Consider the following 18,649-nt stretch of genomic DNA (forward strand, 5'->3'; position numbering starts at 1 on the left):
ACCTCCAAAGGTCGGAACCAGAAATCAGAGAAGGTGACGCAAGGGATCCTCAAGCCGCCCGGCAAAACCGGAGACGAGCAGGATCGCCGCGCGTGCGTCGAGGTGGCCGGCGGCGCATTCGAGCGTCAGCGTCAGCGTTTCATCCGCCTGCACAAGCGTGAGAACGGGTGCCGCCTCCGCGCCCATGCGCAATCCGCTGAGCGACGAACTGCGGAGATCGCGAAGGATCAGGTCCGGTTCGCCGGTCGTCGCATCGTCCTCAGCCGCCTCGGGGAAGCGTTTCAGGCCGTGGAGCGTTTCCACATCGACGACGGGCGCTGCCGGGCCTCCGGTTGCGCGCAGGCTTGCGCCGGCGAAACCCGCCAGCAGCGCCGATTGATCGAGCGCCCCGTCCGCTTCCTCTCGCGCCCATGCGAGGAAACGGGAAAGCCCCTCGGCGGGCAGGCGTGCCGACAGATGCCGGGCCGCCGCCGCTTCGGGGGAGGCCGCCGCTTGCGTCCCGCGCGCCGGCATTGCCCGGAGCGTCTCGAGATCGCGGACATGATAGGGCTGCTGGTGTCCCGCGTCCGCCAGTCGGGTCAGGTCGAGACCTTCCGCCAGTGCCAGCCGCCGCGCCTTCGGCGAGGCGAGAATGACGCCCTCGACGGAGGCCGCCTTGACCGGTGCGGGCGCAGGTTTGGCGGGTGCCGCGGCCTCTGTCTTCGGAGCCTGGTCCTTTGACGCTGTCGCGGGCTTTGCGTTTGTCGGGGCGCTTCGGCGTTGCGGGTCGGCGGGCTTTCCCGCCGAAATGATCGCCACGCTCTCGCCAACCGGCACAGTGTCGCCGGCTTCCGCCAGAAGCGCCGCGACGAAGCCGTCGTGCCCGGCGGGAACCTCCATCGTGCTCTTGTCGGTCTCCACCTCGAAGAGCACGTCGTCGGCTGCAACCGTATCGCCGGGCGCCTTGGCCCATGCGACAAGCAGGCCGGTGTCCTGGGCCATGCCAAGTGCCGGCATGATCACCGATTTTCCTTCGGGTATATCCGCCGGCGCAGGCTCGTCTTCGGCCTGCGACGGGCTTTCGGCTGCCGTAGCCGGCGCCGGCGCGTCTTCCTCGGCCGCATCGGCGGTCTCGGCGATCACCGCGACCACATTGCCGACCGGCACATTGTCGCCGGCAGCGGCCGTGACCCTGGTCAGAAAGCCGTCGGCCTGCGCCTCGACCTCCATGGTCGCCTTGTCGGTCTCCACCTCCATCAGCGCATCGCCGGCCTTGATGGCGTCGCCGGGGCTCTTCAGCCAGGAGACGATCAGGCCTGAGTCCTGCGCCATGCCGAGAGCCGGCATGATGACGTCATGCGGCATGGATCATCTCCCCGGCGACCAGCCTGCGGGCCATGGCCGTCACCTTTTCCACCGTCGGGACGGTGAGATCCTCAAGCGCCGGCGAGAAGGGCACCGGCACATCCATCGCGCCCATGCGCACCACCGGCGCGTCGAGATGATAGAAGGCCTTTTCGTTCAGCCGGCTGGCGATCTCGCCGGTGATCCCGTAGCTCTGGTGGCCCTCGTCGATGACGATCGCGCGCGAGGTCTTCTTGACCGAGCGCAGCAGCGTCTCCTCGTCGAGCGGCACGATGGTGCGCGGGTCGATCACCTCCGCCTCGATGCCCTCTTTTGCCAGCGCTTCGGCGGCGGCCTCGGCAACCTGCACCATGGAGGAGGTGCCGATCAGCGTGATGTCCTTGCCCTGGCGCTTCACGTTGGCCTCGCCGAAGGGGATCAGATACTCCTCCTCCGGCACGGGCGCCTTGTCCTGGTACATCAGCTTGTCTTCGAAGATGACGACCGGGTTGTTGTCGCGGATCGCGGTCTTCATCAGCCCCTTGGCCTCATAGGCGGAGGAGGGGAGCGCGACCTTCAGGCCCGGGATATGCGCGACCAGCGCATGGAGCGACTGCGAGTGCTGGGCGGCGGAGCGGCGCGTTGCGCCAAGGTTGGTGCGCAGCACCATCGGCACGTTCAGCTTGCCGCCGGACATGTAATAGGCCTTGGCTGCCTGGTTGCAGAGCTGGTCCATGATCAGGAACAGGAAGTCGCCGAACATCAGGTCGACGATCGGGCGCGAGCCGGTCAATGCCGCGCCCACCGCAATGCCGGTGAAGCCCGGCTCGGAAATCGGCGTGTCGATCACGCGCTCGGTGCCGAATTCCTCCACGAGGCCCGACAGCACCTTGAAGGGCGTGCCCGCTTCCGCGACATCCTCGCCGAGCAGGAAAATGGTCTCGTCGCGGCGCATTTCCTCGGCGATGGCTTCGTTCACCGCCTTCGACAGGGTGATCTCTCTCATCTCGCGCCTCCTCAAGCAGCACTGGGCGCGTAGACATGCATGTCCACTTCGCGCGTATCGGGATAGGGGGCGGCTTCCGCATAGGCGACGGCCGCATCGGCGTCCGTTTCGACCTCGCTCTTCACCTTGTCGAGGTCGTCGGAGGACGAGATGCCCTGGTCGACCAGCCACTTGCCGAAATTGACGATCGGGTCGCGCTCGGACTTCCACAGCGCCTCCTCGTCCTTGGAGCGGTAGTATTCGCGATTGATGTCGCCGACGTGGTGGCCGTGGTAGCGGTAGGTGTCGAGCTGGATGAAGAAGGGGCCTTCGCCCTTGCGCGCCCGCGCCACCAGTTTCTGCGTCAGGTCGTTGACGGCAAGCACGTCCTGTCCGTCGACGACATGCGCCTCGATGCCGAAGGCCTCGGCGCGCGCGGTGAGCGAGCCGGCGGCGATCTCGTCGGTCTTTGTGTATTCGGAGTAGCCGTTGTTCTCGCAGGCGTAGATGACCGGCAGGCCCCACAGGGCGGCCATGTTCATCACCTCGTACCAGAGCCCCTGCGCGGTCGCGCCGTCACCGAAGAAGCAGACCGCGACGTCGTCGGTGCCGAGCCGCTTGGCGCTGAGCGCAGCACCCGTGGCGATCCCCATGGAGCCGCCGACGATGGCGTTTGCGCCGAGGTTGCCGTTGCTCTGGTCGGCGATATGCATCGACCCGCCCTTGCCGCGGCAGTAGCCTTCCTCCTTGCCCAGAAGCTCGCAGAACATCTCCTTGAAGTTCGCGCCCTTGGCCACGCAGTGTCCGTGGCCGCGATGGGTTGAGGTGATCCTGTCGGTCGCCGTCAGGGCCTCGCAAATGCCCACCGCCACGGCCTCCTGGCCGGAATACATGTGGGTCAGGCCGGGCATCTTGGCGGAGAGATAGAGCTGGTTGGCCCTGTCCTCGAAGGCGCGAATGCGCACCATCTGCCGGTACATGCGCAGATAATCCTCGGCATTCGTCTTCTTCTTTCGTGCGGCACTCATGTCTGGCCTCCTCCCTGGCCGGCGCCGGCACGGGGCCGGCGCCTGTGGTCGTCAGTAGCGGTTGGCGATCGGAAGATCCTCGGCCGGGAACAGGCTGATCACCGTGCAGCCCTTGTCGGTGACGACGACCTCTTCCTCGATGCGGGCGGCCGAATAGCCGTCGGCCGCCGGGCAGTAGGTCTCCAGCGCGAAGACCATGCCGGTCTGAATTTCCATCGGATTGTCGAGCGAGACCGCACGGCTGATGATCGGACGCTCGTGCAGGGCAAGGCCGAGGCCGTGGCCGAACTGCAGGCCGAAGGCCGAGAGCTCGTCCGGGAAGCCGAATTCCTCTGCCTTGGGAAAGGCCTTGGCGACCGTATCGGTGGAGACGCCCGGCTTGATCAGCGCAATGGCATTGTCGAGCCACTCGCGGCAGCGGACGTAGGCGTCATTCTGCGCCGGTGTCGCCCGGCCGATGTTGAACGTGCGGTAGTAGCAGGTGCGGTAGCCCTGATAGCTCTGCAGGATGTCGAAGAAGGCCTGGTCGCCAGGGCGGAACAGCCGGTCCGTGAAGTTGTGCGGGTGCGGATTGCAGCGCTCGCCGGCAATCGCGTTGATCGCCTCCACATCGTCGGAGCCCATTTCGTAGAGCATCTTGTTGGCCATGGCGACGATGTCGTTCTCGCGGATGCCGGGCCTGAGTTCGTGCCAGATCATGTCGTAGACGCCGTCCACCATGCTGGCGGCCTGGTTGAGCAGCTGGATCTCGTCGATGTTTTTGATCTCGCGCGCGCCCAGCATCACCTGCTGGCCGTCGACGACGTTCAAGCCTGCCTCCTGAAGCGCAAAGAACATCGCGGTCTCGGCATAATCGACGCCGACCGGCATGCCGGCCATGCCGGCCTTCTTGATCAGCGATGCGATCTCTTCCGCATAGCGCTTCATCAGTCCGAAGCTCGGCGGGATGGTGCCGCGCATGCCGACGACGCCGGCGCGGCAGCGCTCCGGGTCGAGCCAGTCGCAATATTCCTTGTGGTGGACGGCGGCCGATCCGAAGTCCCAGACGTAGGGCTCCTCGTCGCCGGTGAGCAGCGCGAAGCGGCACATCTTGTCACGCTCCCATTCGCCGATCTTGGTGCCGGTGATGTAGCGGATGTTGTTGACGTCGAAGGTCAGCAGCGAGCCGAGGCCGGACTTCTTTAGCGCGTCCTTGGTGCGCGACAGCCGGTAGCGGCGCAGCCGGTCGTGGTCGACGCGGCGCTCGAAGTCGACGGCGGTGTGGCCAAGGGCCGGGATATGCTTGTCCCAGCGCCAGTTGGGGTCGATGTCGCCCGGCTGCAGGATGCGCGGGTTGAGGGCATTGGTCATGGTTTGAAGCCTCCCTTGGCGGCGCACGCGATGACGCGCGGGCCGGCCGGTCTGTCCTTGGAAAGAAAATCGAGCGGATGCGCGGGCGATACGGGGTGCCCGGTCGCGCCAGGCGTCACTGCATGATCATGCCGCCGTCGATCATGATGAGCTGGCCGGTCATGTAGTCGCTCTCGTCAGAGCACAGGAACGCGGCGGTTCCCTTGACGTCGTCGGGATAGGAATAGCGCTTCATCGTGATCATGGTCTTGGCGAGATGGTCCATCGACTGGCCCTCTTCCTCGAACATGCCGATCTCGACGAGGTCCTTGTCGAGCTGCTCCCACAGCTCGGTGCGCACCACGCCCGGCCCGTAGCCGTTCACGGTGATATTGTGCTCCGCCAGCGCCTTGGCGCCGCCGATGATCAGCGCGAGCGTGCAGTATTTGGAGCAGGAATAGGGGATCACATCGAGAAAGGCGGTGCGCGAGACGATGCTGCCGACGTTGACGATCTTGTAGGGGCCGTGCTCCTTGCCCTGGGCGATCATCTGCTTTGCGGCTTCCTGCATGCCGAAGAGCTGGCCCTTGGCATTGATGTTCATGATCATGTCCCAGTTTTCCTCGTCGATATCGAGGAACATCTTGGGCTTGTTCACGCCGGCATTCAGAAGCGCCACGTTGATCGAGCCGAAGGCCTCGACCGTCTTCGCCACGGCGGCGGTGTTGTCCTCGCGTTTCGTCACGTCGAGTTTCACTGCCACGGCCTTGCCGTTGCCGGCGGCGTTGATGCGCTCCGCGACCTCGCGGACCCCGTCGACATTGATGTCACCGATGCAGACATTCGCACCCTGGGCTGCGAAATATTCCGCATTGGCCGCACCCATGCCCTGGGCCGCACCGGTGATCATGATGTTCTTTCCCTTGAGACGATTGGGGTCCATTTTTCCCTCCCTTGAGTGGCTTATTGTCTCATCACCTGGGCGGCCCGTGCCTGGGCCCGCTCCAGCGCGTCGCGCGGGGGAATGACCCCTCGCAGCATGTCGTGCATCTCCTGTCCGCAGATGCTGATGATCTTCGAGATTTCCGGGATCGGCGGGCGCGGCCAGAACTGCAGCTCGTCGCGCCAGGACATGGCGTCCACGGCTTCGAAGATGGTCGAGAGCCGCCGGACCTCCGGGTCCGCGCCGACCGAATAGCGCGGTGCGGTGCGGCTGCCGTTGACGACATAGAGTTTCTGCGCTTCCGGCGAGGTGAAGGCGATCAGGGCCTCTCCCGCCGCCGCCCGGCGCTCCTCGGGAAGGTTCGCGGGCACGGCAAGCACATAGCCGCCGACCGGTGCGACCGGAGATCCCTTCGGTCCGGGCGGGTGGGGCAGATAGCCGGTCTGCCCGCAGGCGGGCGAACTCGGATCCTGCTCAAAATAGGGGGCGAGCAGCGTGTAGCCATAGGCCATGGCAACCCGGCCCGACGCATAGGGCCGGACGCGCTCGTACCAGGACATCGACAGGATGTCGGGCGGCGAGAAGTCCAGCAGCGCCTTGAGATATTCCGCGGCCTCGAGCGCCCGGGGCGTGTCGATGGTGGGTTCGAGATCGCTCCGGTCGAGATGGTCGGCGTCATAGCCGCCGGCGATCCGCTTCATGTTGATGATCGGCTGGCCGAAGTCGGCGCAGGTCATGATGAAGGTGTGGCCAAGCGCTGTGCCACGCGCGGCGTTCCAGGCGATGCCGTATCGCCCTTGCGTCGGGTCGTGCAGGGCGCGCGCCGCGTCCAGAACCGCGTCGGTCGTCGTCGGCGGTTCCAGGCCGGCCTCGGCGAAGAGGTCGCGGCGGTAGAAGAACAGCTCCGGCGTGGTCTGGCTCGGAACGCCGTAGGGGCGCCCGTTCCAGTGGGCGGCGCGCCAGCCGGCGGTGTGGAAGTCGCTCGGATCGAGGCGCTCGACGTCCAGCACCTCGTCGAGCGGAAGCAGGACGCCCTTTTTCACGAACTCGCCGATCCAGGGCAGGTCGACGGCGATCAGATCGTAGCGGCTGGTTGCCCTTTCGGCGTTGCGCAGGGCTTCCTCGTGCAGCCGGTCGATGGAGAAGGCGCGCTGGTTGATCTTGCTGCCGACCAGTTGCTCGAACTGGCGCTTCAGGTTCTCCATGACCATGAAGGTCGGATCGCCGTGAACCAGGATCCGCAATCCGCCGGGAAGCGCCAGCGGTTCGGGCAGGACCTGCGGCGGCTGGATCGAATGGCCGGCCATGTAGGACCCGCCGAAATAATAGTCGGCCTCCGCGGTCGTTGCGGGGCCGCCGCCGAAGGTCTGTTGCGCGATGCGCTGGAGGCGGTCGGACAACTGGCTCCACTTCTGGATCAGCTCGGCGCTTGGATGGAGCGAGAAGCTGCGCCCGCTGCGGGTGCGCGGGCGCTGTTCGATCAGGCCGCTCTTCTGCATCTCGCCGAGCTTGCGCATGGCGGTGGCATAGGGCACGCCGGAGGCGGCCACGAGCGCCGAGGCGGTGACGATCCGTCCCTCGAGATGGCTGCGCATCAGATGCATCGCCATGTTGAAATAGGGGTTTGGCGCGCTCGGCTCTATGCTGGTCTCCACCTCGCCCGCAAAGGCTTCGAGGAACCCGATCACGTCCAGCATTTCGGCACGGTTGTCGCCCGGCTGCCCCGCCGCGAGGGCGTCAGCTGAATATCCGCTTTGGATGTTCGTGGCAGGCTGGGCGGTCACTTTGAGGTCCGTTGTCGCGTTGGAGCCAGTGCGTGAACGTCTGGTCATCTTGAGGTTCCTTCAAAATGGTCATTTCGAGGGAGGGGGCGTTACCGCCAATCCATCCATTTTGGACATAAAAACATCCATAATGGACAAAAATTGTGCGGTATGAGAACGACGTCGGGAGAATGATCTTGGTATCTGATTGCACGGGACGAAAATCCCTGGCCCTGGAGGACGAGGCGCAATCAGCACGACAGATTTTCCAAGGGAGGAAACACCTTATGACGCTCAAGCTCGCAGCCGCGCTCGTCGCGACCACCGCTCTCATCGGCGCTTCCGGTGTCGCACAGGCCGAGACCTACAAGATCGGCATCACGCAGAACAACGTCGGGGTCGACAGCTATCAGACGACCTACGAGAAGGCGTTCATCGCCGCCGCCGATGAAAACGAGAACGTCGAGGCGGTCGTGCTCGATGCCGGCGGCGACGTCGCCCGCCAGATCGCCCAGATTCAGGACCTGATCCAGCAGAACGTCGACGCCATCATCATCTGGCCGACCAACGGCAAGGCCGTCGTCCCGGCGGTCCGCAAGGCGCATCAGGCCGGCATTCCGGTGATCGTCACCAACTCCAACATCGCCGAGGAAGGCCTTCAGTTCATCGCCTCCTTCTCCGGTCCCGACAACATCACGCAGGGCGCCCGGTCGGCCGAACTGATGTGCGAGGGGCTCGACGGCAAGGGCAAGATCGTCCAGATCTCCGGCCAGCCGGGCTATACGACCGCCATCGAGCGGGCCAAGGGTTTCGAGGACCGTCTTCCGGAGGTCTGCCCGGATGTCGAACTGATGGAAACCCAGCCGGGCGACTGGAACCGCGAGAAGTCCCAGCGCGTGATGGAAAGCTTCCTCGTGAAGTACGACGAGATCGACGGCGTCTATGCCGGCGACGACAACATGGGCGTCGGCGCGCTGAATGCGGCCAAGGCGGCCGGACGGGCCGGCGACATCGCCTTCGTGGGCGCGACCAACTTCGCCGTCGGCTACGAGGCGATGGCCCGTGGCGAATATTACGGCTCGATCTACCAGTCCCCGGTCGATGATGCCGAAGCCGCGCTGAAGACCGCGCTCGACGTGCTCGCCGGCAAAGACGTTCCGGCCCTCAACTACTTCGACACGCCGAAGATCACCAAGGCGAACATGGACGAGTTCGACAAGCCCGTCTTCTGACCCTCCCACCTTTGGCGCGGGCCCCGTTCGGGTCCGCGCCTTTTCCTTTCGAGCGAACAAACGGGGGAGGCGTCATGGGACGTGTCTCGGGGCGCGCCTGTCTGGTGACGGGCGCAGCGCAGGGCATCGGCCGGGCGATCGGCGAGGCGCTGCTGGACGAAGGGGCGGACGTCTGTTTCGCCGACATCAACGGCGAAAAGGCCGCGCATGTGGCGGGGGAAAACGCCGAACGGGCGGCTGCAGGCGGTGGCAAGGTTATGGCCGCCGTAGTCGACGTGTCGAAGCGCGACCAGGTGCGCGACATGATCGCGCGCGTCGCCGATGCGTTCGGCCGCGTCGATGTGAAGTTCAACAATGCCGGCGTCAACCGGCCGATGAACTTCCTGGATGTGACCGAGGAGAACTGGCGGTTCATCATGGATGTGAACGGTCTCGGCGTTCTCATCGGCATGCAGGAGGCCGCGCGGCAGATGATCGCCCAGGGCGGGGGCGGCAAGATCGTCAACACCGCCTCGATCGCCAGCCGCCAGGGGTTCGACAATGTGGCGCCCTACTGCGCGTCCAAATGGGCGGTGGTCTCGCTGACCCAGTCGGGGGCCCGGGATCTTGCGCGACACGATATTACGGTGACGGGGTTTGCCCCCGGCGTGGTCGCGACCGAGATGTGGGAGGAGGTCGACCGCGATCTCATGGCGATCGGCGCATCGGAGCGCCCCGGCCAGGCGATGGAGGAGTTTTCCTCCGAGATCCTCAAGGGGCGGGTCGCGACCCCGGCCGACATCACCGGAACGACGACATTTCTGGCGTCGCGCGACAGCGACTATATGACGGGCCAAATCGTCATGATTGACGGCGGCATGACATTGGTCTGACGCCGAAACCGCCGCAAAGACCGGCGGGACCTATGGGGAGGAAAACCGGATGGCGGACCCACGCCTGAAATCCATCGGCGATCTGCTCGCCCGGCAGGGCATCCTGATCGCCTTTGCCATATTCCTTGTCGGCTTCGCGGTGTTCAGCGATCGTTTCCTGACACCTGAGAATCTCGAGACCGTCATCCGTCAGGCGGCCATCATCGGCGTCATGGCCATCGGCGTCACGGTGGTGGTGATCGGGGGAAACCTCGACCTGTCGGTCGGATCGATGCTGTCGTTCTCGACCGTTCTGGTCGTCGACCTGCACGACAAGATCGGCCCGGAACTGGCCATTGTCGTGATGCTGGCCGCGACGCTCGTGCTCGGGGCGATCAACGGGTTTCTCGTCGGGGTGGCGCGGCTCAACTCGCTGATCGTCACGCTCGGCATGCTGTCGGCGATCCAGGGGCTCACCCTGATCTACACCGGCGGCAAGAACGTCGACATTCTCGATCAGGAAACGACGTGGTTCGCCATTTTCGGGCGCGGCCACATCCTCGGCATCGCAACCCCCATCCTGATGTTCCTGGGCCTTGCGCTCTTCATGCATGTGGTGATGGCCTATACGCCCTTCGGGCGCCGGGTCTATGCCGTCGGCGGCAATCCCACGGCCGCCGTCTTCTCCGGTATCCGCCGCTCCCGACTGGTGTTTTCCACCTATCTGATTTCCGCCTTCACCACCGGACTTGCCGCGCTGATCCTGGGCAGCCGGGTGATGGGCAGCCAGAACAACGTCGGCCAGGGCTATGAGCTGCTGGTGCTCGCCGGCGTGATTCTCGGCGGCACCTCGCTTCTCGGCGGGTCGGGCAACATCCTGAAGACCGTGATCGGCGTGCTCATTCTCGGTTTCATCCAGAATGGACTTCTGCTCATGGGCTTTCCCTACTACGCCCAGTGGCTCGTGACCTGGGTGGTCATCATTCTTGCGGTCTGGCTCGACATCGCGGCGAAACGCGGCCGGCTGCTGTCGCCGATCGCCTGAGGAGGAACCCATGGCCGATACCTCGAAAAACGCTTTCGCGACATGGCTGATGCGCAATCCGATCTGGGGGTTCATCGTCATCATCTTCGTGTTCTTCAGTGTCTCGAACGAGTACTTCTTCGACCTGCAGAACTTCCGGAACATCCTCGTCCAGACGTCGACCATCGGGCTGATCGCGCTGGGCATGACGCTCGTCATGATCAACGGCAACATCGACCTGAGCGTCGGGGCCGTCGTCGCGCTGGCCGCGAGCCTCGCCGTCGACCTGCAAAGCTGGGGTGTTTTCGCGACCTGGGGCAACTGGGCGATCCTTCCCGCCGTGGCGACGGCCCTGGCGGCCGGCATCGCGCTCGGCGCGCTCAACGGCTTCATCGTCTGGAAGACGGGCGTCGATGCCTTCATCGTCACGCTGGGGGCGATGATCGGCGTGCGCGGGCTGGTCTTCATCTACACCCGCGAGGAATCCTTCTTCGCCTCGAATTTCGCCTATTCCGACTTCGGCTCAAGCTCGGTCGGCCCGTTGCCGACGCTCGCCGTGCTCTTTTTGGTCTTTACCGTGGTGACCCACCTGCTGCTGTCGCGCACGGTGCACGGGCGCAACACTTATGCGGTCGGCGGCAACCGGGAAGCGGCGGTCAATGCCGGCATTCGCGTCGGGCCGCACATGATGATCAACTTCATGATCGTCGGCTTCTTCGCCGCCCTTGCCGGGGTCACGCTGTCGTCGCAGATGGGCGCGGCGACGCCCAATCTCGGGCGCGACTACGAGCTTTGGGTGATCACCGCGACCGTGCTCGGCGGCACCAAACTCACCGGCGGCGCCGGCAATATCATCGGCACCTTCGGCGGCGTGCTTGCCATCGGCATCCTGCGCAACGGCATGAACCTGATGCAGGTGCCGGCCTTCTACGTTCTCGTCATTCTCGGCGTGATCCTGATCGCGGTGCTGTTCCTCGACAAGCAGCTCAACCGTCGCGGCAAACAGGAGTTGAAGATATGATGGCGCCGATCCCGGCCCTGCGGCTCGAGGGCATCGTCAAGACGTTTCCCGGCGTGCGCGCGCTCGATGGCGTCAGCTTCGAGGTGCTGCCCGGCGAGGTTCACGCGCTTCTCGGCGAGAACGGCGCCGGCAAGTCGACCCTGATGAAAACGCTCGCCGGCATGCATCAGCCGAACGAGGGGCGCATCTTCATCGAGGAAAACGAGGTGGTGATGCGCACGCCGCTGGAGGCCAAGGCCAAGGGCGTGGTGCTGATCCACCAGGAGCTCAGCCTGGCGGAGGAAATGTCGGCGGCGGAAAACATCTACCTCGGCGAGTTGCCGACCAAGAGTTTCGGTCGCGTCGACTGGAAGACACTCTACGCCAAGGCCGGCGAGATCCTGAAACGGCTCAATTGCAAGTTCGGTCCGCAAACCCGCGTCAGCGACCTGTCGATCGCCAACAAGCAGATGGTGGAGATCGCCCGCGCGCTGACCGTCAATGCCAAGGCGGTGATCTTCGACGAGCCGACGGCCTCGCTCACGGATGCGGAAAAGGTGGTGCTCTTCGACATCATCCGCGACCTCAAGGCGCGCGGCGTCGGCATTGTCTACATCTCGCACCGGATGGAGGAGATCTTCACGATCTCCGACCGCATCAGCGTGCTGCGCGACGGCACCTATCGCGGAACGCTGGTGACGGCGGAAACCAGTGAGGACGAGGTCACCCAGCTGATGATCGGGCGCAGCCTCGATCTCTCCCGCAATGAAGCGCAGGTCGAGTTCGGCGATGTGGCGCTGGAGGTGCGCGGACTGTCCTGCGGGTCGCTCTACCGTGACATCACCTTCAACGTTCGCTCCGGGGAGGTGGTCGGCTTCTACGGCCTTGTCGGCGCGGGGCGGACGGAGATCGCCGAAACGCTGTTCGGCCTGCGCACGCCAAGTGCCGGAACGATCCTGCTGGAAGGCAAGGAGGTGCGCATTTCCTCGCCCGTCGATGCGATCGCCAACGGCATTTCGCTGGTCCCGGAAAGCCGCAAGGAGCAGGGGCTGGTGCTCGGCATGAACTGCCGCGACAACATCACCCTGCCGCAGGTCGATGATCTCACCGCCGGACCGTTCGTGTCGGACGGCGCGGAACTGGCGATCTTCGAACAGTACCGTGACCGGCTGGAGATCAAGACGCCGAGCTGGCGCCAGGCGGTGGGCAATCTCTCCGGCGGCAACCAGCAGAAGATCGTCATCGGCAAGTGGCTGGCGATGCGGCCCAATGTGCTGATTGTCGACGAACCGACGCGCGGCATCGATGTCGGCTCCAAGGCGGAGATCCACAACCTGATCCGCGAGCTTGCCCGCAGTGGCTATGCGGTGATCGTGATCTCGTCGGAAATGCCGGAGGTGCTGCATGTCTCCGACCGGGTGATCGCCATGTACAGCGGCGAGATCATCCGTGAATTTACCGCGGCCGAAGTGACGGAAGACAATCTCGTCCAGGCGATCTCGGGCATTCGCGCCGACAAGGTGGCGTGATGCGCGTCGGGATTGCCGGCCTCGGCCGAATGGGGGCGCATATGGCGCGCAATCTCGCGCGCGCCGGCCATGACGTGACGCTGTGGAACCGCTCGCGCGACAAGGCGGAGGCACTGGCAGCTGAGATCGGATGCGCGGTTGCGGCGACCCCGCGCGAGCTTGCAGAAGTGGTGGAGGTCGTCGTGACGATGCTGGCCGACGATGCGGCCTCGCTGGCCGTGCATGCGGCGCCGGACGGGCTTTTCGCTGGGCGCGGCGCACGCTGGTTCGTGGAAATGGGCACGATGAGCCCGGCGCATATCGAAGCGCTGGGCGCGGCGGCGCCGGCGGGGACACGCGTGATCGATGCGCCGGTGTCCGGTGCGACGCAGGCCGCCGCCGATGCCACGCTGATGATCATGGCGGGATGCCGTGAGGCGGAGGCCGGCGATCTTCAGCCGCTGTTCGACGTGCTCGGCCGCAAGACCGTCTGGCTGGGTCGGCCGGGGGCGGGGGCGGTGATGAAGCTTGCCGTCAATTCGCTCATTCACGGCCTCAACCAGACCCTTGCCGAGGCGCTGAGCCTCACGGGAGCCTCCGGCATCGCGCCGGAGCTTGCCTTCGACGCCATCGAGGCCTCGGCCGCCTGCGCACCGATGCTCACCTACCGCCGGCCGCTCTATCTCGACGAGGCGGCCCATGCTGTCACCTTCACCGTAGCACTGGCGCGCAAGGACATGGAGGTGACGGCGACGCTCGCCGAGACGCTTGGCGTCGCCATGCCGCAGGGACGGGTCACGCTCGAGAAGCTGCGCGCGGCGGAGACGCAAGGCTATTCGGGTCGCGACATGGCGGCAATGGTGAGTTTCATGCGGGGGGAAAAATCATGAAGGCGGTTTTGTTCGTCGGCGGTTGGGAAGGGCATGCGCCCACCACATTTTCCGACTGGTGCGAGGACCTGTTGCGCAAGGAGGGGTTCGAGGTCGCGGTCCACCAGACGCTTGCGCCGCTGGCCGATCCGGAAAGCCTTGGCGATGTCGACCTGATCGTCCCGATCTGGTCGTCGGCGCGCTCGGCGCATCGGCCCGAGTTTGGCAATATGACCAAGGCGGAGGAGGATGGCCTCCTGCAGCTCGTCGCCAATGGCTGCGGCATCGCCGGATGGCACGGGCATATGGGCGATGCCTTTCGCGACCGGCCGACCTATCACTTCCTGATCGGCGGGCAATTCGTGGCGCATCCCCCCGGCTGGCCCGACAATCCGGTGCCGTCGGACGATTTCGTCGACTATGACGTGACGATCACCCGTCCCGGCGATCCGATCGTTCAGGGCATCAAGAGCTTCCGCCTGCATTCGGAGCAATATTACATGCTGGTCGACCCGTCCAACGAGGTGTTGGCGACCACGACGTTTTCCGGCGATCACCTGTGGTGGATCGAGGGAACGGTGATCCCTGTCGTATGGAAGCGGCGCTGGGACAAGGGGCGGGTGTTTTATTGTTCCATCGGCCATACGCTGGACGACCTCAAGGTGCCGCAGGTCACCGAGATCATCCGACGCGGCGCGGTCTGGGCGGCCGAGGGCAAGGCGCTCGCCGGATAAACCGCCGGACGGGCATATTCTCGTCGCATTGAACATTCAGGTTTTCAGAAGTTTTCCGATCCCGGGTTCGCCCGGAATGCGGAACTCCCACGGCCAGCCGTCCCTCGCGGGCGCTGGCCGACGCTTTTTCAAGCCTGAAAGGACTTGCGATATGAAATCCGAAACCGTCAATGGCGCCACGCTCGAGACCTGGGATGTGGACGAGGTGAGCAAAGCCTTGGCGCAGCGCGATATCGTCCTTGTCGATGTGCGCAGCCCGCAGGAGTTCATGATCGAGCACATCGAGGGCGCGTTGCTCTCGCCCATCGCCTTCTTCGATCCAAGCTTCCTGCCGCGCGATACAAACCAGCGCATCGTCCTGCATTGCGGGTCCGGGATGCGCTCGGAAAAGGCCGCGCGCGCCTGCCTGGAGGCCGGCTTCGAGCGGATCGCCCATCTGGGCGGCGGCATGGGCGCGTGGAAGGCTGCCGGGCAGCCCTACGTTGGAACGGACATGTCGACCGGCGCGCCCAAGCGCATGACCGCTGGCTGAGGCGCCGGCCTTCCTTTTGCGCCCCATGCAAGACCGGGACGCCTCCCGGTTTTGCATGCGCGAGCGGCCATCTGCGGTTAGCTTGGCGACAGGGGATCAATTGCCAAGGGGCTGTATCGCATCATGGACCGCTTGAGCTTCATGCGGGCGTTTTGCCGGATTGTCGAACTGAACAGCTTTTCGCGCGCTGCCGAGGATCTCGGCCTGTCCACGGCGCTCCTGAGCCGCGAAACCAGGCTGCTGGAGGAAAGCCTCGGCTGCGTGCTGCTGTCGCGCACCACCCGCAGCATGACGCTCACCGACAACGGCAAGCTCTATTATGACGAATGTCGGCGCATCCTGGAGGAGGTCGGGGCGCTCGATGCAGCCCTTCGGGCCGGTGCGGGCGTCGTGCGCGGGCGCCTCAAGGTCAATGCCCCGCTCTCCTTCGGGCTTTCCGTGCTCTCGCCGATGCTGCCGGCATTCCTCGCACGCTATCCGGACATCGACATCGCCCTGACCCTCGACGACCGGGTGATCGACATGGTGGAGGGCGGCCACGACGTCTCGATCCGTGTGCGGGCCGAGCTGCCGGATTCCTCGCTGGTCGCGCGGCGGCTGGCAACGGTCGACCAGCGTCTTTACGCGTCTCCCGCCTATCTCGATGCGCAGGGGCGGCCGCAAACGCCCGAGGATCTCAAGGACCACGAGATCTGCGCCTTCACGCTCGCCGATCATGCAACGGTTTGGGCGCTGTCGGACGGAGCGGTCGAACAGCGATTGGCGATCCAGCCGCGCCATACGGTGTCCAACAGCCTGTTTTTGAGAGACATGCTCGAGGCCGGGCAGGGGATCGGCGCGCTTCCCGGGTTTCTGGCCCGGGAGGCCGTCGCGGCGAAGCGGCTGGAGCGCGTTCTTCCCGATCACGCGTTGCCGGACCGGCATGTCTTTGCCGTGCTCGCCGCGCGCCTGGGCGCGGATGCGAAGACCCGCGCCTTCCTCTCCTTCGTCGAGGAAGCCCTTGCCGGCACCGGGCCGTCGCGCCCTTGATTTTTCAACCCACGTAAAAAATCAGTTGCGCGTGCGGCCCTGTTTCGGGGCGCCGGCGCGGCGCATCCTCCCGCTCGATCACACATTGCGAGCGGAGAGATCGTCATGACCCGAATGCTTGTTCTTTATTATTCCAGCTATGGCCACATCCGAGAGATGGCCCGCGCGGTCGTCGAGGGCGCTCGAAGCGTCCACGGAGTGAGCGTCGATCTCAAGCGCGTGCCGGAAACGGTTCCGGCCGACATCCGCGATCAGGCCGGCTATATCGCCGACACCGAGACGCCGGTTGCCGCCGTCGCCGATCTTCCAGCCTATGACGCGATCCTGTTCGGCACGCCGACACGCTTCGGCAACATGGCCGCGCAGATGAAGCAGTTCATCGACCAGGCCGGCGGGTTGTGGGCCACCAATGCGCTCGTCGGCAAGGTCGGGTCGGTCTTCACCTCGACAGGATCGCAGCACGGCGGTCATGAGGCGGCGATCCTCACCTTCCATGTGCCCCTGCTGCATTTCGGCATGGTCATCGCCGGGCTGCCCTACACTTTTGCCGGACAGACGCGGATGGATGCGCTGGTCGGCGGGTCGCCCTATGGCGCTGGCACCATCGCCGGCGGCGACGGATCGCGGGTCCCGGGCGTGACCGATCTGGACGGCGCGCGGTTCCAGGGCGCGCATGTCGCGGCCCTTGCCAAACGACTGCACGGCCGGGCCGACGGCGGTCCTGCTGCCGACAGGACGCAGGTTCTGGAGGGGGTCTGACATGGCGCGCCCCATCGATATACTCGCAACGGCGCTCGCCCCGGCCATCTGGGGCAGCACCTATATCGTCACCACCGAGCTGCTGCCGCCCGGTCATCCGCTGACGCTCGCCGTCCTGCGGGCGCTGCCGGCGGGGCTGTTGCTGCTTGCGGTCGTCCGCCAACTGCCGCCGCCGGAATGGATCGGACGGATCCTCGTGCTCGGCGCGCTCAACTTCGCGGTGTTCTGGTCGCTTCTCTTCGTCGCCGCCTATCGGCTTCCCGGCGGCGTGGCGGCGACGCTTGGCGCGGTTCAGCCCCTGCTGGTGCTTTTCCTCGCCCGCGCGGCCCTTGGCAGCCCGGTCACGCTCTTGTCGGTCGCGGCGGCGCTCGCCGGGCTTTGCGGCGTGGCGCTGCTCGTCGCCGGACCGGCGGCGGCGCTCGATCCGGTCGGCGTTTTCGCCGGTCTCGGCGGGGCAGCGGCCATGGCTGGCGGCACCGTCTTCAGCCGCAAGTGGCAGCCGCCGGTGCCGCTCTTGACCTTCACCGCATGGCAACTGACCGCCGGCGGGCTTCTGCTTCTGCCGTTGGCGCTCTTGGTCGAACCGCCCTTGCCGGCATTGAGCGGGCAAAACCTGGCAGGTCTCGTCTATCTCGGTCTGATCGGCGCGGCACTGACCTATTATCTCTGGTTTCGCGGCCTTGCGCGGCTGGAGCCGGGGCCGGCCTCGGCGCTGGGCTTCCTCAGCCCGGCTACGGCGGTGGTCCTGGGATGGGGTGTGCTGGGCGAGACGCTTTCAAGCGCGCAGATCGCCGGGGCGCTGGTGGTGATCGCAAGCGTCTTGGCCGCCCAAAGCGCGGGACGGCGCGCCGCCCGTCTACCGCATTCGGCACGGGCGGTGTGACGCCTGGCCGCAAGGAGATCGGGGGTCAGTCCGAGACGGTGGCGTCGCCGACGCAGATCGCATGGCCTTCGTCATCGCGCACGCTGAGACGGACGATTGCCGAACGCTCGTCGAGCACCTTGGCGATGCGCCCCTCGACATGGATGGTCGCGCCGACTGGAAGCGGCCTCAGGAACCGGGTCTGCAGAGTGTGCAGCGTCAAACCGGGCCGCCAGGCGCGCAGCGTCGCCTCGAACTGTCCCATCACCAGCATGCCGTGCACGATGGTGCCGGGCAGGCCGACGCCGCGCGCGGCAGACGCGTCGAGATGGATCGGGTTGCGGTCTCCCGACGCCTCTGCATAGGCGCTGATGTCGGAGGCCGGAAGGTGGCGCGGACGGCCATCCGGCAGCCGATCGCCGACGGTGAAGGAAGACGGCGCGTCGCTCACGCGGTGTCCCCCTTGCGGTTCACATACAAGACGATGTCGGCGGTAAACTCCTGCAGCAGCGTGCCGTCGTCACCGCGCACCCGCCCGCGCAGCACCAGCCGGTCGTCGCGGTCGGGATTGGCATGCCAGTCGAGGGCAACCGGATAGCGGCGGTTGCGCTCAAGCGGCACGTGAAAGGTAAACGCCTGGGCCTGGTGCACGAGCATGGCGCCGCGCTCGCGCGCGATCTCCTCGATCAGCCCGCCCGATTCCGCGCCGGCGAAGACCGTGAACGCAAAGGTCGCCGGAACCTGATCGCTCGGCTCCGTTCCGGTCGCTCCTCCGGCAAGCGCGCGCGCGAAGGCGTCGACCCTGTCGGCGGCGGTGTCGAGCACCGCGTCGGGCAGGGAGGTCCACTGCGGGGCACGCGCGTCGGACACGGGTGTTT

General features: G+C 65.7%; 19 protein-coding genes. 11 read left to right on the forward strand and 8 right to left on the reverse strand.

The features are described 5' to 3' along the window. Window positions 1-24: 24 nt before the first annotated feature. The 6 genes from LC092_RS03810 to LC092_RS03835 form a co-directional block, all read right to left on the reverse strand. Window positions 25-1,344: a biotin/lipoyl-containing protein gene (locus LC092_RS03810; protein WP_224805112.1), complete on the reverse strand. Its 1,320-nt coding sequence runs from the start codon at window positions 1,342-1,344 to the stop codon at window positions 25-27. Continuing rightward, window positions 1,334-2,329, reverse strand: a complete 996-nt coding sequence (locus tag LC092_RS03815; protein ID WP_224805113.1) for an alpha-ketoacid dehydrogenase subunit beta — start codon at window positions 2,327-2,329, stop codon at window positions 1,334-1,336. The genes LC092_RS03810 and LC092_RS03815 overlap by 11 nt, the downstream gene beginning before the upstream one ends. A gap of 11 nt (window positions 2,330-2,340) precedes the next feature. Then, a complete protein-coding gene (locus tag LC092_RS03820; protein WP_224805114.1) occupies window positions 2,341-3,336 on the reverse strand; it encodes a thiamine pyrophosphate-dependent dehydrogenase E1 component subunit alpha in 996 nt (331 codons plus the stop codon). A gap of 51 nt (window positions 3,337-3,387) precedes the next feature. Next, entirely contained in the window at window positions 3,388-4,686 is a 1,299-nt protein-coding gene (locus LC092_RS03825; RefSeq protein ID WP_224805115.1) for a M24 family metallopeptidase, read from the reverse strand. Window positions 4,687-4,801: 115 nt separating this feature from the next. Further along, window positions 4,802-5,608, reverse strand: coding sequence for an SDR family NAD(P)-dependent oxidoreductase (locus LC092_RS03830; protein ID WP_224805116.1), 807 nt, complete (start codon window positions 5,606-5,608; stop codon window positions 4,802-4,804). Between the two features lie 20 nt (window positions 5,609-5,628). Continuing rightward, window positions 5,629-7,440, reverse strand: coding sequence for an ABC transporter substrate-binding protein (locus tag LC092_RS03835; protein WP_224805117.1), 1,812 nt, complete (start codon window positions 7,438-7,440; stop codon window positions 5,629-5,631). Between the two features lie 218 nt (window positions 7,441-7,658). Between LC092_RS03835 and LC092_RS03840 the strand changes: the two genes are divergently transcribed. The 11 genes from LC092_RS03840 to LC092_RS03890 all read left to right on the forward strand — a co-directional run bounded on the left by LC092_RS03840 (window position 7,659) and on the right by LC092_RS03890 (window position 17,792). Then, window positions 7,659-8,603, forward strand: a complete 945-nt coding sequence (locus LC092_RS03840; protein WP_224805118.1) for a sugar ABC transporter substrate-binding protein — start codon at window positions 7,659-7,661, stop codon at window positions 8,601-8,603. A gap of 74 nt (window positions 8,604-8,677) precedes the next feature. Then, window positions 8,678-9,475, forward strand: coding sequence for an SDR family NAD(P)-dependent oxidoreductase (locus tag LC092_RS03845; protein ID WP_224805119.1), 798 nt, complete (start codon window positions 8,678-8,680; stop codon window positions 9,473-9,475). Between the two features lie 49 nt (window positions 9,476-9,524). Then, entirely contained in the window at window positions 9,525-10,499 is a 975-nt protein-coding gene (locus LC092_RS03850) for an ABC transporter permease (protein WP_224805120.1), read from the forward strand. A 10-nt stretch (window positions 10,500-10,509) separates the two neighbouring features. Next, window positions 10,510-11,499, forward strand: a complete 990-nt coding sequence (locus LC092_RS03855; RefSeq protein WP_224805121.1) for an ABC transporter permease — start codon at window positions 10,510-10,512, stop codon at window positions 11,497-11,499. Then, window positions 11,496-13,007 carry a sugar ABC transporter ATP-binding protein gene (locus LC092_RS03860; protein ID WP_224805122.1) on the forward strand — a complete coding sequence of 504 codons (1,512 nt, stop codon included), beginning with the start codon at window positions 11,496-11,498 and terminating at the stop codon, window positions 13,005-13,007. Before LC092_RS03855 ends, LC092_RS03860 begins: the two co-directional genes overlap by 4 nt. Next, window positions 13,007-13,876: an NAD(P)-dependent oxidoreductase gene (locus LC092_RS03865; protein ID WP_224805123.1), complete on the forward strand. Its 870-nt coding sequence runs from the start codon at window positions 13,007-13,009 to the stop codon at window positions 13,874-13,876. The genes LC092_RS03860 and LC092_RS03865 overlap by 1 nt, the downstream gene beginning before the upstream one ends. Next, window positions 13,870-14,589 carry a ThuA domain-containing protein gene (locus LC092_RS03870; protein WP_224805283.1) on the forward strand — a complete coding sequence of 240 codons (720 nt, stop codon included), beginning with the start codon at window positions 13,870-13,872 and terminating at the stop codon, window positions 14,587-14,589. Before LC092_RS03865 ends, LC092_RS03870 begins: the two co-directional genes overlap by 7 nt. A gap of 151 nt (window positions 14,590-14,740) precedes the next feature. Next, window positions 14,741-15,121 (forward strand): rhodanese-like domain-containing protein, encoded by a 381-nt coding sequence (locus LC092_RS03875; protein WP_224805124.1) that lies wholly within the window; start codon window positions 14,741-14,743, stop codon window positions 15,119-15,121. Window positions 15,122-15,244: 123 nt separating this feature from the next. Continuing rightward, window positions 15,245-16,150, forward strand: coding sequence for a LysR family transcriptional regulator (locus LC092_RS03880; RefSeq protein WP_224805125.1), 906 nt, complete (start codon window positions 15,245-15,247; stop codon window positions 16,148-16,150). Between the two features lie 105 nt (window positions 16,151-16,255). Next, entirely contained in the window at window positions 16,256-16,909 is a 654-nt protein-coding gene (wrbA, locus tag LC092_RS03885) for an NAD(P)H:quinone oxidoreductase (protein ID WP_224805126.1), read from the forward strand. 1 nt (window position 16,910) lies between these two features. Then, window positions 16,911-17,792, forward strand: a complete 882-nt coding sequence (locus LC092_RS03890) for an EamA family transporter (protein WP_224805127.1) — start codon at window positions 16,911-16,913, stop codon at window positions 17,790-17,792. Between the two features lie 25 nt (window positions 17,793-17,817). On the opposite strand, the gene LC092_RS03895 is transcribed toward LC092_RS03890, so the two are convergent. Both LC092_RS03895 and LC092_RS03900 read right to left on the reverse strand, forming a co-directional pair. After that, on the reverse strand, window positions 17,818-18,222 hold the full coding sequence (locus tag LC092_RS03895) for a MaoC family dehydratase (RefSeq protein WP_224805128.1): 405 nt from the start codon (window positions 18,220-18,222) through the stop codon (window positions 17,818-17,820). Continuing rightward, window positions 18,219-18,641, reverse strand: a complete 423-nt coding sequence (locus LC092_RS03900; protein ID WP_224805129.1) for a hypothetical protein — start codon at window positions 18,639-18,641, stop codon at window positions 18,219-18,221. Before LC092_RS03900 ends, LC092_RS03895 begins: the two co-directional genes overlap by 4 nt. Window positions 18,642-18,649 lie beyond the last annotated feature (8 nt).

It is taken from the genome of Stappia stellulata (assembly GCF_020176715.1).
Lineage (GTDB): Bacteria > Pseudomonadota > Alphaproteobacteria > Rhizobiales > Stappiaceae > Stappia.

Bases quoted from the DNA above. Each gene is read 5' to 3' on its own strand.
- LC092_RS03810 (WP_224805112.1), bottom strand. From the start codon at position 1,344: ATGCCGCATGACGTCATCATGCCGGCTCTCGGCATGGCGCAGGACTCA.
- LC092_RS03815 (WP_224805113.1), bottom strand. From the start codon at position 2,329: ATGAGAGAGATCACCCTGTCGAAGGCGGTGAACGAAGCCATCGCCGAG.
- LC092_RS03820 (WP_224805114.1), bottom strand. From the start codon at position 3,336: ATGAGTGCCGCACGAAAGAAGAAGACGAATGCCGAGGATTATCTGCGC.
- LC092_RS03825 (WP_224805115.1), bottom strand. From the start codon at position 4,686: ATGACCAATGCCCTCAACCCGCGCATCCTGCAGCCGGGCGACATCGAC.
- LC092_RS03830 (WP_224805116.1), bottom strand. From the start codon at position 5,608: ATGGACCCCAATCGTCTCAAGGGAAAGAACATCATGATCACCGGTGCG.
- LC092_RS03835 (WP_224805117.1), bottom strand. From the start codon at position 7,440: ATGACCAGACGTTCACGCACTGGCTCCAACGCGACAACGGACCTCAAA.
- LC092_RS03840 (WP_224805118.1), top strand. From the start codon at position 7,659: ATGACGCTCAAGCTCGCAGCCGCGCTCGTCGCGACCACCGCTCTCATC.
- LC092_RS03845 (WP_224805119.1), top strand. From the start codon at position 8,678: ATGGGACGTGTCTCGGGGCGCGCCTGTCTGGTGACGGGCGCAGCGCAG.
- LC092_RS03850 (WP_224805120.1), top strand. From the start codon at position 9,525: ATGGCGGACCCACGCCTGAAATCCATCGGCGATCTGCTCGCCCGGCAG.
- LC092_RS03855 (WP_224805121.1), top strand. From the start codon at position 10,510: ATGGCCGATACCTCGAAAAACGCTTTCGCGACATGGCTGATGCGCAAT.
- LC092_RS03860 (WP_224805122.1), top strand. From the start codon at position 11,496: ATGATGGCGCCGATCCCGGCCCTGCGGCTCGAGGGCATCGTCAAGACG.
- LC092_RS03865 (WP_224805123.1), top strand. From the start codon at position 13,007: ATGCGCGTCGGGATTGCCGGCCTCGGCCGAATGGGGGCGCATATGGCG.
- LC092_RS03875 (WP_224805124.1), top strand. From the start codon at position 14,741: ATGAAATCCGAAACCGTCAATGGCGCCACGCTCGAGACCTGGGATGTG.
- LC092_RS03880 (WP_224805125.1), top strand. From the start codon at position 15,245: ATGGACCGCTTGAGCTTCATGCGGGCGTTTTGCCGGATTGTCGAACTG.
- wrbA (WP_224805126.1), top strand. From the start codon at position 16,256: ATGACCCGAATGCTTGTTCTTTATTATTCCAGCTATGGCCACATCCGA.
- LC092_RS03890 (WP_224805127.1), top strand. From the start codon at position 16,911: ATGGCGCGCCCCATCGATATACTCGCAACGGCGCTCGCCCCGGCCATC.